Genomic DNA, 13,687 nt, shown 5'->3' on the forward strand with positions numbered 1-13,687 from the left:
CCTCAAACCCACAGCTTCTTGATGTCACGCCCGCCGCAGGTCAGGTTGACCATTGCACGGGTCACCATGACGGCGGTGAACATCGAGGTGAAAATCCCGAGGGACATGGTGACCGCAAAGCCTTTGACCGGGCCGGTACCCATCGCGAACAGGATGCCGCCGACCAGCAAGCTGGTGAGGTTGGCGTCGATGATCGCGGTGTAGGCGCGGTTGAAGCCTTCGTGGATGGCGCGCTGCACCGACATGCCGGCGTTAAGCTCTTCGCGGATACGCGAGAAGATCAGCACGTTGGCGTCTACCGCCATACCCATGGTCAACACGATACCGGCAATACCCGGCAGGGTCAGCGTAGCACCCAGCAGCGACATCAGCGCCAGCAGCAGGACCATGTTGCCCGCCAGGGCGATGGTGGCGATCACGCCGAAGCCGCGGTAGATGGCGATGATGAACAGCGAGACGAACAGCATGCCCCACAGCGACGCATCGATACCCTTGGTGATGTTGTCGGCACCCAGGCTTGGACCAATGGTACGTTCTTCAGCGAAGTACATTGGTGCGGCCAGACCACCGGCACGCAGCAACAGGGCCAGTTCGGACGATTCACCCTGGCCGTTCAGGCCGGTGATGCGGAACTGGCTACCCAGTGGCGACTGAATGGTCGCCAGGCTGATGATTTTCTTCTCTTCGACGAAGCTTTGTACGGCAACGTCCTTCTCGACGCCATCGACGGTCTGCTTGACGTAGCGGGTGACCGGCTTCTGCTCGATGAAGATCACCGCCATGCTGCGGCCGACGTTGCTACGGGTAGCACGGCTCATCAGCTCGCCGCCGTGGCCATCCAGGCGGATGTTCACCTGCGGGCGGCCGTGTTCGTCGAAGCTGGCCTGGGCGTCGGTAACCTGGTCACCGGTGATGATCAGGCCGCGCTCGACCGGTGCGGAACGGCCGCCTTCACGGAACTCGAACACCTCGGTAGTGGCCTTGGACGCGCCCGGCTCGGCACCGAAGCGGAACTCCAGGTTGGCGGTTTTACCCAGGATACGCTTGGCTTCGGCAGTATCCTGCACGCCAGGCAGCTCGACCACGATGCGGTTGGCGCCCTGGCGCTGTACCAGCGGCTCAGCCACGCCCAGCTCGTTCACGCGGTTGCGCACGGTGGTGAGGTTCTGCTTGATCGAGTATTCGCGGATCTCGGCGACTTTCGCCTGAGTCAGCGCCAGACGCAGCACCGCAAGCTCGTTGCGCTCGGTGGTGGTCAGGTCGAAGTCATTGAAATTCTTGCGGATCAGGGCACGTGCCTGTTCGCGGGTAGCATCGTCAGCGAAGCCCAGCATGATGCCGCCATCCTGCTGAGGCAGGCTGCGGTAGCGGATGCGCTCTTTGCGCAGCAAGGTCTTGACCTCGCCTTCGTAGACTTTCATGCGGGCGCTCATGGCCTTGTCCATGTCCACTTCCAGCAGGAAGTGCACACCACCGGACAGGTCCAGGCCCAGCTTCATCGGGCTTGCACCCAGGTTACGCAGCCATTGCGGGGTAGTCTGGGCCAGGTTCAGGGCCACGACGTAATCATCGCCCAGTGCCTTGCGCACTACATCCTTGGCTGGCAGCTGGTCTTCCTGATTGGTCAGGCGGATCAACCCGCTGCCCTTCTCACCCAGGCTTGCGCCTTTTACGGCGATCTTGGCATCGACCAGCGCCTTGCTGACGCGATCGAGGTCGGCCTGGTTTACCTGCAGCGCCGAGCTGGCACCACTGATCTGCACCGCCGGATCATCCGGGTAGAGGTTGGGAGCGGAATAAATGAAACCGACCACCAGTACCAGCACGATCAGTGCATATTTCCACAGAGGGTATTTGTTCAGCATCACGCCGCCCGTTCAAGACGCGGGGCGCTTTGCGCGCCCCGACTGGAAAATAAAACCGGTAACTCAGATAGCCTTGAGCGTACCTTTTGGCAGGGTCGCGGCAATCGCGCCCTTCTGGAACTTCAGCTCGACGGTGTCGGAAACTTCCAGGACCACGAAGTCATCGGAAACCTTGACAATCTTGCCGGCGATGCCGCCATTGGTGACAACTTCGTCACCTTTCTGCAAGTTGCCCAGCAGGTTCTTCTGCTCTTTGGCACGTTTGGCCTGTGGGCGCCAGATCATCAGGTAGAAGATGACCAGAAAACCGACCAGGAAAATCCACTCAAAGCCGGTACCGGCTGGGCCAGCGGCAGGTGCTGCAGCGTCCGCGTATGCGGCGGGGATCAAGAAGCTCATTGGGCACTCCTAATGTAATTTTCTAATAATGGATGCGGACAGTCAGCCCAAGGGCGGGACGGGAAGCCCGCGCTTGGCGTAGAAGGCGTCGACAAAGGCGGCCAATTTACCCTGTTGAATAGCCTCGCGTAAACCGGCCATCAAGCGCTGGTAATGGCGCAAGTTGTGGATGGTATTCAGCATGCTGCTCAGCATTTCGCCGCACTTGTCCAGGTGATGGAGGTAGGCGCGCGAGAAGTTGGTGCAGGTATAGCAGTCACAGGTCGGATCCAGCGGCGATTCATCGTGGCGATGGAACGCATTGCGGATCTTGATCACCCCTGTATCGACGAACAGATGACCGTTACGCGCGTTACGCGTTGGCATCACGCAGTCGAACATGTCGACGCCGCGGCGCACACCCTCAACGAGATCTTCCGGTTTGCCTACCCCCATAAGGTAACGAGGTTTGTCAGCAGGCATCTGGTCCGGCAGGTAATCCAGCACTTTGATCATTTCGTGCTTGGGCTCGCCCACCGACAGGCCGCCGATGGCCAGGCCGTCGAAGCCGATGTTTTCCAGGCCTTCCAGCGAGCGCATGCGCAGGTCCTGGTACATGCCGCCCTGAACGATACCGAACAGCGCCGCGGTGTTGTCGGCGTGAGCGTTCTTCGAGCGCTGAGCCCAGCGCAGCGACAGCTCCATGGAGGTGCGTGCCACATCGTGCTCGGCCGGGTACGGGGTGCACTCGTCGAAGATCATCACCACGTCCGAGCCCAGGTCACGCTGTACCTGCATCGACTCTTCCGGGCCCATGAACACCTTGGAGCCATCGACCGGCGAGGCGAAGGTCACGCCTTCTTCCTTGATCTTGCGCATGGCGCCCAGGCTGAACACCTGGAAGCCACCGGAGTCGGTGAGGATCGGGCCTTTCCACTGCATGAAGTCGTGCAGGCCGTTGTGCTTCTTGATCACCTCGGTGCCCGGGCGCAGCCACAGGTGGAAGGTGTTGCCGAGGATCATCTCGGCGCCAATGGCCTCGATATCGCGTGGCAGCATGCCCTTGACCGTACCATAGGTGCCCACCGGCATGAACGCCGGGGTTTCCACGGTGCCGCGTGGGAAGGTGATGCGACCGCGACGGGCCTTGCCGTCGGTGGCCAGCAGTTCGAAGGACATTCGACAGGTGCGACTCATGCTTGATCCTCGGGGCCGCGTGGCGCCGGATTGCGGGTGATGAACATGGCATCACCGTAACTGAAGAAGCGGTACCCCTGCTCGACCGCCGCCGCGTAGGCGGCCATGGTCTCGGGGTAGCCGGCGAAGGCCGAAACCAGCATCAGCAGCGTGGACTCCGGCAAGTGGAAGTTGGTGACCAGGGCATCGACCACGTGGAACGGCCGGCCTGGGTAGATGAAGATGTCGGTGTCGCCGCTGAAGGCCTTGAGCACACCGTCGCGCGCGGCGCTTTCCAGCGAGCGCACGCTGGTGGTGCCAACCGCGATCACCCGGCCGCCACGGGCGCGACAGGCCTCGATGGCATCGACCACATCCTGGCCCACTTCGAGCCATTCTTTGTGCATGTGGTGGTCTTCGATCTTGTCGACCCGCACCGGCTGGAAGGTACCCGCGCCCACGTGCAAGGTGACGAAGGCCCGCTCGACGCCCTTGGCGGCGATCTTTTCCAGCAGCGCCTCGTCGAAGTGCAGGCCTGCGGTGGGCGCGGCAACCGCACCGGCGCGCTGGGCGTACACGGTCTGGTAGCGCTCACGGTCGGCGCCCTCGTCGGGGCGGTCGATGTACGGCGGCAACGGCATGTGGCCGACGCGGTCGAGCAGTGGCAGCACCTCTTCGGTGAAGCGCAACTCGAACAGCGTGTCGTGGCGCGCGACCATTTCGGCCTCGCCACCGCCATCGATGAGGATGACCGTACCAACCTTGGGTGCCTTGCTGGCACGCACATGGGCCAGTACCCGGTGGCTGTCGAGCACCCGCTCGACCAGCACTTCCAGCTTGCCGCCGGAGGCTTTCTGGCCAAACAACCGCGCCGGGATTACCCGGGTGTTGTTGAACACCATCAGGTCGCCGGGGCGCAGGTAGCCCAACAAATCGGGAAATTGCTGATGCGCCAGCGCGCCGCTCGGCCCATCGAGGACCAGCAGACGGCTGCCATGGCGCTCGGCCAATGGGTGGCGGGCGATCAGGGAATCGGGGAGTTCGAAGGAAAAATCGGCGACGCGCATGATGATGTTCGGTTCGGCAGGGCCGGGAAGTTTAGCCCAACGCGTGAAAATTGACCATGAAAGCCGATTGACCGACCAGCGGCAGCTCTCTATACTGCGCGCCACTGCCCTGATGGCGGAATTGGTAGACGCGGCGGATTCAAAATCCGTTTTCGAAAGGAGTGGGAGTTCGAGTCTCCCTCGGGGCACCAAAATCCGGTAAAAAAACCGACCTTATGGTCGGTTTTTTTGTGCCCGACGATTTTGTCGGGCTGGGCACAAGATCTGTCAAGGACGAACCGCCGTCACCTCGATCTCAACTCGCCAGGCTGGGTGCGCCAGGCCCGCAATCTGGAACGCCGAGCGCGCAGGAAGTACTGGCTGCTTGGCAGTTGGCCCGAAGAATTGGGTATAGCCGGCCATGAAACCATCGAAATCCATCTTGCCGCCGTTCTCCGGCCCGCCCACCAGGAACACCTGCATTTTCACCACGTCAGTAAGGCCAAGACCCAGCGCTTTCAGCTGCTGCTGGATGCTTTCGAGCACATTGATGGTTTGTGCCTTGGTATCACCGTAGGCGTCCAGCGAATCCTTGGGCGCATCGGGATGGATAACCGACGGCACCGAGCCACTCAGATAGACGACCGTCTTACCGGCAGGAATTTCAACTGCCGACGATATCGGGAAGCTACCTGCGTCATGGCGCACGATATCTTGTGCATGAACGCTGCCGACACCGGCTAAACCCAACGCCAATGCAGCAACGGTCTTGAAAGCGAATTTCATACTTTTCTCCTGATTGTTCATACAAGAATGTACACGCACCAATGATGCGCGTACGGGTCATTCCATTGCGGTATGTGTACTTAGAATCGGTACAGGCTGAAGGGTTTTGGGTCCAGCACCGGCGCCTTTCCAAGCAGCAGGTCCGCCGTCAACTCGGACGACACCGGGCTTTCCGTCATCCCCCAACCGGTCGCGGTGTTGATGACCAGGCCTGGGTACTCGTTTACCTGCGAGATGATAGGGTTCTCATCCGGGGCGATGGCCATGGCACCGCTCCACTGATCGATCAACTTCGCATCCTTGAAGGCAGGGAACTCGACTTTGAGCTTTTCCAGCGACGCATCCAGCTCTGGAATATCCGGGGCCGCCGTCATCAGCCGGTTTTTCTCGAAGGGCGATACCTCGTCCAGCCGCCACTGCGTGGGCTGAGTGAACGAATCGATCAGTTGCCTGTTGAGTGAGATGTGCACCGGGAAGTCGGGGATGGCCAGCAATGGCAAGTATTTATAGCCATACATGAACGACTCTTTGACCACCGGGGCAACGACGACGCGCGGCGAGGTGGCGTATATACCGTCGGCCTGCTCGCGGAAGTAGATGTTCCCGGGCAATGCAACGTTGCCCCCCGGTGCACGGGGTGCCGCGCTGATGATTTGCTGGGACTGGTAGGCAGGCAAGGTAGGCACATCGACACCCAGGTTCTGCATGAACAGCCTGGACCAGGCGCCGCCGGCCACGACCACGCGAGAAGTCCTGATGGCGCCCTTCTCGGTCACCACATCGGAGATGACGCCGGCCTGGGTTTCCAGGCCCCTTGCGGCGCAGTGGGTGTAGATACGCACACCCACTTTCTTGGCGTACTCGGCCATGACAAACGATGCGCGCTCGGCGTCCAGGCTACCGGAGTCTTCCTCGAAACCTGCAACTTTCCAGCTCGACGACGCGCCGCGCAGCCGCTGTTCGAGTTCATTACCCTGAATGATCCGGGTCTTGAAGGGATTGTCCGCGGCGACTTCCCGGTTTTTAACATCAATCCACTTCCTGACGCCTTCCAGGTCTTCTTCATCAAAGGGAACTTCGACCCGGCCTTGTGTGCGATAGCTGGTATCTGCACCCACTTTGGCATTCATCTCGCGCCAACGTTGTTTGGCAAGATGGTGCAACTGGAACGTCGCATCAGGCATCTTGTAGGTCATGACCTGACCATAGAACCTGCAGGACTGCTCGCCGGCAATATCACCTTTTTCAACAATGACGACAGAGAGGCCACGTTCGACGAGATTGATCGCGGTCATGAGCCCCAGAATACCAGCACCAACGACTACCACGTCTGCCTGCTTGGGAAGTGCACCTTCGGTGCCTTGTACAAAGCCAAACCGCGGTTTGCCGGGGATCAACCTGCCTTCGCGGGTCAGCAAGGGGGTCAGAATGCCTGCGCCACCTGCGATAGCCACGACGCTGCCGCCGATCAAGAATTTACGCCTCGTCATTCCCATGACACTTTCCTTTCCTGGAGTTACATGCCTGGCCGCCAGCCGCCGCGGTCAACTTTGCGGCCATCGCGTCAGGCGGATGGTTAAAATTGAAGGGCGGCTATTTTGTTGACGACCCGCTTCCGGAAAAAGCGCTGTGGGCAAATACTTAGTTCAGCTATTTTGAAACTATCACGCAGGGGACATAAATAGTTAATATGGCGACACTCATTACTTGAAAGAGTGAAGTTGGTTTGGCGAGGAAGTTTGCTTAGTTTTGAAAGTTCGTAGGAGCGGCTTTAGCCGCGAACACCGGCACAGCCGGTGCCATGCACCGCGGCGCCTGCTTCGCGGGTGAACCCGCTCCTACACAGACCGCGTCCCCTGTAGGAGCGGGTTTACCCGCGAATACGTCGGTAAAATCACCATCGAATTCGCGGGTGAACCCGGCCAGCCGTTAGAAATCCGCCCGCAGGGTCACGCTGTAGTTGCGTGGATCGCCGTAGTAGTTCGCCGCATACAACCAGCCGATACTGGAGTAGTACTTCTTGTCGAACAGGTTGTTGCCGTTGAGCGACACACTGAAGTGCTTGTTGATCTGGTAAGCCACCCGCGCATTCCAGATCGCATACCCGCCCTGTTCGATCTTCTCTATCCCGTCGGTACCACCAAAATTGCCGTGATAGTTGCGGCTCTGAATGTTGGCACCACCGCCCACGGTCCACGCGCCCAGCTCACCCGACAGGTTGTAATCAGCCCAGAAGCGCAGCAGGTGACGTGGCGTGTAGGTGTTGAAGGTACCGCCAGCTTCCGACTCTCCATCCGCCGGGTCGTTGCGGTACTCGGTGTGGGTGTAGGTGTAGCCGGCAAACAGCTGCAGGCGGTCCAGCACTTCCCCGCTGATCTCGGCGTCGAAGCCCTGGGTGCGGACCTTGCCGCCCGCTACGTAGCAGTTCTCGCCACCGTTATCCCCGCAAAGGGTGGCCTGGGCGCGGTTTTCCTGGTCTACCTGGAACAGCGCGAAGCTGGTATTGACCCGGCCGTCGAACAGCTCGCCTTTCAAGCCCATCTCATAGTTGGAACCGACAATGGGCTTCAGCGGCGCGTTATCCACACTCAGTTCGGTCTGCGGCTTGAAGATGTCGGCGTAGCTCACGTAGGCCGACCACTGATCGTTCAGTGCGTAGATCAGGCCACCATACGGCGTGAACTCGCCGGACTCGCGCGAGTGGGCCGGGGTTGGCGATGTGCCGTTGAAACGGTGCAATTCATAGTCATAACTGTAATTGCTGCTGCGCCCGCCCAGCACCAGGGTCAAGGGGTCGCTGAGCTTGTAACGGGTTACCGCATAGATGCCGCTCTGACGGATCTTGCCCTTGGAGGTACCCGGGTAGGTATTGGTGCCTTCTGCGCCCAGCAACTGGTCCATGCTCGGCCGCTGTGGCGAGACCGGATCGTAGATATTCATCGGGCCCAGGTTGATGAACCCGCCCTGCAGGTCATCCGTCTGCAGGTCGCTGGCGTTGGCCCCCACCACCACTTCGTGCTCACGGCCGAACGCGCGCCACTTGCCGGTCAGGTTGATGTCGCCGCCCTTGTTGATGTTCTCGAAGTCGTACAGGTAGGCACGCGAGCGCATGCCGTCGCCAGTGGCCGGTTCCACCGCGCCACGGCCAAAGCTGTAGAGGATGTAGTTGGTTTCACGCATGTAGCTGCCGGAGGCTTTCAGCCGCCAGTCTTCGTTGAAATCGTGGGTAACGTCGGCGAAGTAGGTGGTTTGCTTGTTGTCCCACTTGTTCCAGTCGGCGCCGGTGAAGGTCGAACGACTGACGTTGACGCCGCTGCCATCCTTGTTGCGCGGCAGGCCGCTGAAGAACGGCGTGGCGTGCAGGTCTTCCACGCTGGCCCCCGCCGCTACCGTGGTGGCATCCCCAAGGTCATATTCGAGAATGCCGTACAGCACGTTCTTGCGGCTTTCGGCGGTGTCGTAGAAGTAGTTCTGGTCTTCATGGCCGGCCACCAGGCGGCCTCGCAGCGAGCCATCGGCATTGAGCGGGGCACTGCCATCGATGGTCTGGCGGTAGGTATCCCAGGAGCCGGCGCTGGCAGTTACCGACAGCGATGGCTCGGCTTTGGGCCGCTTGCGCACCAGGTTGATCGCCGCGCCAGGGTTACCACTGCCCTGCAGCAGGCCGTTGGCGCCGCGCAGAATCTCGACACGGTCATACAGCAGGGTGTCGGAGGTGAAACTGCTGCCGATGGCGTAGTAGCGGCGGTCGAGCGGTACGCCGTCATACTGAATGGTTTCCACCTCGAAACCACGCGAATAGATGTACTTGCCGCCCGACGGGCTCTGCAAAGTGGTGATACCGGTGGTCTTCTCCAGCACTTCATCCAGGGTGTCGAGGCGCTGGTCGTCCATGGCCTTGCGCGTGACCACGCTGACCGACTGCGGGATGTCCTTGAGGCGGTGGGTGCCCTTGCCGATGGTAACGGCATTGGCGGTGTAGCTGCCCGAGCCTTCGGTGGTTGCATTGTCCTGAATACCGTTGATGTTCAACGGCTCAAGGTTCAGGGCCTCGCCACCGGAAGCGGCGCTCAGCGGCAGAGGCTGCAGGCCGTAGACGTTGTTGCCGCGACGCACCGCTTGCAGGCCGGTACCCGCCAGCAATTGCTGGAAACCTTCCTCGATACCATACTGCCCCTGCAACCCCGGGCTGGACATGCCACGGGTCAGCTCCGAGGTGTACTGCAGGGTAAACCCTCCCTCACTGGCGAAGCGGGCCAGCACCTGGGCCAGGCTGCCAGACGCGATGCTATAGGCTTGCGGCGCCTGGGCCGGCGCAGCCATGGCATGTACGCCAATACCCTGCAAGGCGAGGGCCAGTGCGCTGAGCGCGAGCACCCGTCGATAACCAGGCGTGCGAGCTTTACCCATGGTGAAATCGGTCATGGCGACCGGTGAATAAGAGCGGATCATTGAGAAATTGTCCCTTTATGTGTGGCAGTTCCACAGATAAGGACTGATGAGTCTGGAAAACGGGCCAATTCTCATTAACGTTTGTTCACGGTGACCCAGTAGCGGGTGCGGTAATCCACCTGCACCGGCAATGTGGCCGGCAGCGCGGCAAGGATGGCGTCGGTGTCTTGCAGCTGGAACGCACCGCTGATCAGCAGTTGCCCCACGTCGGAGTGGCAGCGCAGCCAGCCCGGCCGATAACGCCCCAGTTCGCTGAGGAACTCGCTCAACGGCATCTCGTCGACCACCAGTTGACCACGGGTCCACTGGCTGTCCTGTTCCCGAGCGGCTGCCACGTCGCCCTGCCCCCAGCCATCGAAGGTAATCTGCTGGCCAGCATCAAGGGTCTGCCGCGGACCATGGGCGGGCATGAGCATTACCGCCCCCTGGAACACGGCCAGTTGTGTCAGACCCTCGCGCTGGCGAACCAGGAAGCGCGTACCCAGGGCCTCCATCAGGCCTTGTTCGCTGGCGACCCGTAATGGCCGATGCTTGGCGCTGTGGGCGTCAGGCCCGCTGTCGATCATGATCTCGCCACGGCGCAGGCTGATCAGGCGCTGATCAGCGTCGAAATCCACATCTACCGCAGTGTCGGTATTCAACTGCAGCAACGTACCGTCGGCCAGCGTCAGCTGCTGGTGCTGGCCAACACCAGTGGCGTAGGCCTCCTCAGGTACAACCTGGCGATAACCCACGTAGCCGAGCGGCGCGGCGATGGCCAGCGCCAGCATCTGCTTCATCACCTGGCGACGCTCGCGGTTCAGAGTGCCCATGGCCAGTTGCTGCGGCAGCAGGCCAAGCTGGGCTTGCACCCGCAAGGCTTTCTGCCAGGCCCGTTCATGTTCGGGCGCGGCCGCACGCCAGCGGTTGCAGGCAGCACGCTGGGCCGGGCTTACGGCTGCGTCGAGCATCAGCATGTGCCAGTTGGCCGCCTGCCGAGCTACTTCCGGGGTAATACGCGGTTGTGGGCCGGCCATCAGAAGTCTTCGTCGAACAGGATGCAGGCTTCCAGGGCGTTGGCCATGTGCCGCTTGACCGTGCGCTCGCCAATGCCCAGGCGGCGCGCCACCTCGATGTAGGTCAGGCCCTCCAGCTGCACCAGCAGGAACACCGAGCGCACCACCGGTTTGAAGGTGTCGAGCAGTGCGTCCAGTTGCTGCAGGGTTTCGCGCATGGACCACTGTTCTTCGGCAGACAGCGCGAACAGCTCGGGCAGTTGCGCGAGCATCTCCAGGTAGGCGCGTTCCAGTGACTGGCGGCGGAAATGGTCGTAGACCAGGCGCCGGCTGACCGTTGCCAGGTAGGCCCGGGGGCGTTGCAGGCTGAGGCTGGCGCCCGCCTTCTGCTGTGCCTGGAGTATGCGCAGGAAGGTGTCCTGTGCCAGGTCAGCAGCTTGCGCCGAGCAGCCAAGCCGGCGGTACAGCCACTGCTTGAGCCACCCATTGTGCTCGGCATAGACCTGACTCAGATCGTCGTTAATCACGGGCATCCCTCCTGGCAAGGCTGGCACCTTAGATGATAACGATTATCAGATCAATTGTTCCTGTACTGGCCCTATCGCCGGCAAGCCAGCTTGCCACGGGGTCTCCACCCACTTCAGGTCCTGCGCTGCACCTATGAAAGCCGGCCTGCCGGCGATAGGGCCAGTACAGGGAAAATTTGGCGGCACACCAATGGCTACAAGCGCTGCAGCCATATCCGCATTCTATTGGCCGCCCACCTGACTAGCACTTAAGCTGTCATTCGTCGGATATATGCCGAAAGTATTGTTAGCGTAATAGCACTTAGCCATAGTTGCGCTCCCATCCCACCACGACCTGTGTGACACATGAAAACAATCGCGCCCTGCATGGCGGCAATGATGCTGCTCAGTGGGTGCAATGGAGTGCCAACGTCGTACGTTTCAGATCCCGTCTACAGCCAGGCTTTCGTGGTTACTTCCGGTGCCCCGCTGCCCATGTTGCTGATGGCCAGCGCCATCCAGTGGAACGAGGATTACGCAGTAACCGCCAAACACACCCCCTTCTTGCGCAACGTGGTCCACGAGGGCCTCGGTGACGTGGTGTTCTTCAAGCACAAGGCCAGCAGCGTGCCGCACTGGCGCCAGTACGTGCCCGGGGAGGCGGTGACGGCTGTGGGCTTCAACAGTTTCATGATGCCGATGCAGGGCAAGGGCCATGCCCTGCCGTCTCTGGTGCGGCTTGAAGGCACGCCGGGCAGCGTCTTCTATTCGGTACACGACGGCCCGATTACCAAGGGCATGTCGGGCGGGCCGGTGTTTGCCGATGACGGCAAGGTGGTGGGCATCAACGTCGCCATCATCCCCACCCGCGAGATCGACGCCGGCAAGCGCCCGGACCTGGTCGGCAAGGAGCGCATCAGTGTGTTCATGTCGTTCAACGAGATCGACAAGGAATGGCGGCGCTACCAGTACCTGCTGGCGCACAAGGCCAAGCCGCAGGCGCCGGCTGCGGTCAAAGGCTACGTGGCGGTGGTTGCCAAACCTTGAGTTGAGTGGCAGGTCGCATGTGTCGATACAAAGCCGCTTATGATGCGAGGCTGATGGCCCTTTCGCGGGTAAACCCGCTCCCACAGGTACCACACAGGTCTCAGAGGCTGTGGAGGTCCTGTAGGAGCGGGTTTACCCGCGAAGAGGCCCGCCCAGCCAGCGCAAGAAGGACCTGCCATGCACCTGACCCACCGCCCCATCCAGCCCGACGACATCCCAGCCATCTGCAACTTCCCGCAGGGCCCGGACGAGCTGTTCTACATGTTCCCCAAAGCCACCTACCCCTTCACCCCCGCCCAACTGAGCGACGCCATCGCCCAACGCAGCGGCTCCACGGTGGTGGAAGACAACGGCACGATTTTGGCCTTCGCCAACTTCTACAAAGCCGAACACGGCGGCGTGTGCGCCCTCGGCAATGTAGTGGTGGCCCCAGCCGCCCGCGGGCAAGGCGTGGCACGCTACATGGTCACCGCCATGATCGACCTCGCCCGCCAGCAATACGCTGCCCGGGAGGTGTGGGTGTCATGCTTCAATCACAACACCGCAGGCTTGCTGCTTTATCCACAGCTGGGCTTCGTGCCGTTCGGCATCGAGGAACGGCAGGCATGGGATGGTACGCGGGTGGCGCTGGTGCAGATGAAGCAGGTGTTCAGCTAACGGGGCGCGGCATGAGGCTGAACGAGAAGATCGACACCCAAGGCCCGGATGACTTTCAAAACAGTGTCAAACCGCGGCTTTGCGCCAGGACTCAGTGCCTTGTAAAGGCTTTCTCTGCCCAAGCCGCTTTCGGCAGCGATCTGGGTCATCCCTCGTGCCCGTGCGATATGCCCCACTGCTCGAATAATCTCCTCGGTATCACCATCTGATAGCACCTGGCTAAGGTACTCACTGATCGCCTCATTACTGTTCAACAGCGCTGCTATATCAAACGGAATCATTTTTTCACGCATTTCATCTCCTTCAGCAGCTTTCTGGCCTTGAGAATATCGGCAGCTTGTGTGGACTTGTCGCCGCCAACCAGCAACAGAACAAGCCTGTTTCCCTTTTGTGTGAAATAGACGCGATACCCGGCTGCTACATCGACCCGAAGCTCACCAATGCCGCCTCCAAGCCATTTGAAGTCACCAAGATTGCCCATCGCCGCTCGCTCCAGTCTGCGACCGATCGCAAGCTGAGCCCTTAAATCTCTCAAGCTGGACAGCCAAGCTGCAGAACTTTCCGTCTGTTCTACAAGAAACACCAAACGCTCACCCAATCGTATCCGTACGGATACATCCTTTCAAGTATTGAAGCGCTCAACTCTGTCGCTCCTCATCCGTGACGGGAATTCAGGCACTTCTCTTGGTCAGACTTTTCTCTTCAAATCAGCCCCTAAATCCCTTGCAACATTCGGCACCCGAACCTTCGACGCCCCTCGACGTCCGATCCTGCATCCC

General features: G+C 60.7%; 13 protein-coding genes and 1 tRNA gene. 3 read left to right on the top strand and 11 right to left on the bottom strand.

All coding sequences use genetic code 11. The features are described 5' to 3' along the window. Positions 1-2: 2 nt before the first annotated feature. From secD to queA, 4 genes are all read right to left on the bottom strand, one after another. Entirely contained in the window at positions 3-1,865 is a 1,863-nt protein-coding gene (gene secD, locus ACIP1G_RS05660; RefSeq protein ID WP_400734594.1) for a protein translocase subunit SecD, read from the bottom strand. 63 nt (positions 1,866-1,928) lie between these two features. After that, positions 1,929-2,264 (bottom strand): preprotein translocase subunit YajC, encoded by a 336-nt coding sequence (gene yajC, locus ACIP1G_RS05665; RefSeq protein ID WP_056795769.1) that lies wholly within the window; start codon positions 2,262-2,264, stop codon positions 1,929-1,931. Positions 2,265-2,306: 42 nt separating this feature from the next. Beyond that, complete coding sequence (tgt, locus tag ACIP1G_RS05670; protein WP_077068621.1) at positions 2,307-3,422, bottom strand: tRNA guanosine(34) transglycosylase Tgt; 1,116 nt, start codon at positions 3,420-3,422, stop codon at positions 2,307-2,309. 14 nt (positions 3,423-3,436) lie between these two features. Beyond that, positions 3,437-4,486 carry a tRNA preQ1(34) S-adenosylmethionine ribosyltransferase-isomerase QueA gene (gene queA / locus ACIP1G_RS05675; protein WP_400734595.1) on the bottom strand — a complete coding sequence of 350 codons (1,050 nt, stop codon included), beginning with the start codon at positions 4,484-4,486 and terminating at the stop codon, positions 3,437-3,439. A gap of 106 nt (positions 4,487-4,592) precedes the next feature. Between queA and ACIP1G_RS05680 the strand changes: the two genes are divergently transcribed. Further along, positions 4,593-4,677: transfer RNA gene (locus tag ACIP1G_RS05680), tRNA-Leu, on the top strand. A 76-nt stretch (positions 4,678-4,753) separates the two neighbouring features. Here the strand turns inward: ACIP1G_RS05680 and ACIP1G_RS05685 are convergent. From ACIP1G_RS05685 to ACIP1G_RS05705, 5 genes are all read right to left on the bottom strand, one after another. Continuing rightward, positions 4,754-5,251, bottom strand: a complete 498-nt coding sequence (locus ACIP1G_RS05685) for a RidA family protein (protein ID WP_400734597.1) — start codon at positions 5,249-5,251, stop codon at positions 4,754-4,756. An 80-nt stretch (positions 5,252-5,331) separates the two neighbouring features. After that, complete coding sequence (locus tag ACIP1G_RS05690) at positions 5,332-6,747, bottom strand: NAD(P)/FAD-dependent oxidoreductase (protein WP_400734598.1); 1,416 nt, start codon at positions 6,745-6,747, stop codon at positions 5,332-5,334. A gap of 433 nt (positions 6,748-7,180) precedes the next feature. Next, entirely contained in the window at positions 7,181-9,703 is a 2,523-nt protein-coding gene (locus ACIP1G_RS05695) for a TonB-dependent siderophore receptor (protein ID WP_400734599.1), read from the bottom strand. 74 nt (positions 9,704-9,777) lie between these two features. Then, on the bottom strand, positions 9,778-10,719 hold the full coding sequence (locus ACIP1G_RS05700) for a FecR domain-containing protein (RefSeq protein ID WP_400734601.1): 942 nt from the start codon (positions 10,717-10,719) through the stop codon (positions 9,778-9,780). Continuing rightward, positions 10,719-11,231: a sigma-70 family RNA polymerase sigma factor gene (locus ACIP1G_RS05705; RefSeq protein WP_400734603.1), complete on the bottom strand. Its 513-nt coding sequence runs from the start codon at positions 11,229-11,231 to the stop codon at positions 10,719-10,721. The genes ACIP1G_RS05700 and ACIP1G_RS05705 overlap by 1 nt, the downstream gene beginning before the upstream one ends. A gap of 372 nt (positions 11,232-11,603) precedes the next feature. Between ACIP1G_RS05705 and ACIP1G_RS05710 the strand changes: the two genes are divergently transcribed. Both ACIP1G_RS05710 and ACIP1G_RS05715 read left to right on the top strand, forming a co-directional pair. Then, on the top strand, positions 11,604-12,251 hold the full coding sequence (locus ACIP1G_RS05710) for a trypsin-like peptidase domain-containing protein (RefSeq protein WP_400734925.1): 648 nt from the start codon (positions 11,604-11,606) through the stop codon (positions 12,249-12,251). Between the two features lie 177 nt (positions 12,252-12,428). Next, on the top strand, positions 12,429-12,908 hold the full coding sequence (locus ACIP1G_RS05715) for a GNAT family N-acetyltransferase (RefSeq protein ID WP_400734605.1): 480 nt from the start codon (positions 12,429-12,431) through the stop codon (positions 12,906-12,908). Here ACIP1G_RS05715 and ACIP1G_RS05720 read toward each other — a convergent pair. Both ACIP1G_RS05720 and ACIP1G_RS05725 read right to left on the bottom strand, forming a co-directional pair. Further along, on the bottom strand, positions 12,905-13,201 hold the full coding sequence (locus ACIP1G_RS05720; protein ID WP_400734607.1) for an addiction module antidote protein: 297 nt from the start codon (positions 13,199-13,201) through the stop codon (positions 12,905-12,907). The genes ACIP1G_RS05715 and ACIP1G_RS05720 overlap by 4 nt on opposite strands. Next, entirely contained in the window at positions 13,186-13,491 is a 306-nt protein-coding gene (locus ACIP1G_RS05725; protein WP_400734927.1) for a type II toxin-antitoxin system RelE/ParE family toxin, read from the bottom strand. Before ACIP1G_RS05725 ends, ACIP1G_RS05720 begins: the two co-directional genes overlap by 16 nt. Positions 13,492-13,687 lie beyond the last annotated feature (196 nt).

Source organism: Pseudomonas sp. NPDC089392, assembly GCF_044749595.1.
In the GTDB taxonomy this organism is placed as follows: Bacteria; Pseudomonadota; Gammaproteobacteria; order Pseudomonadales; family Pseudomonadaceae; genus Aquipseudomonas.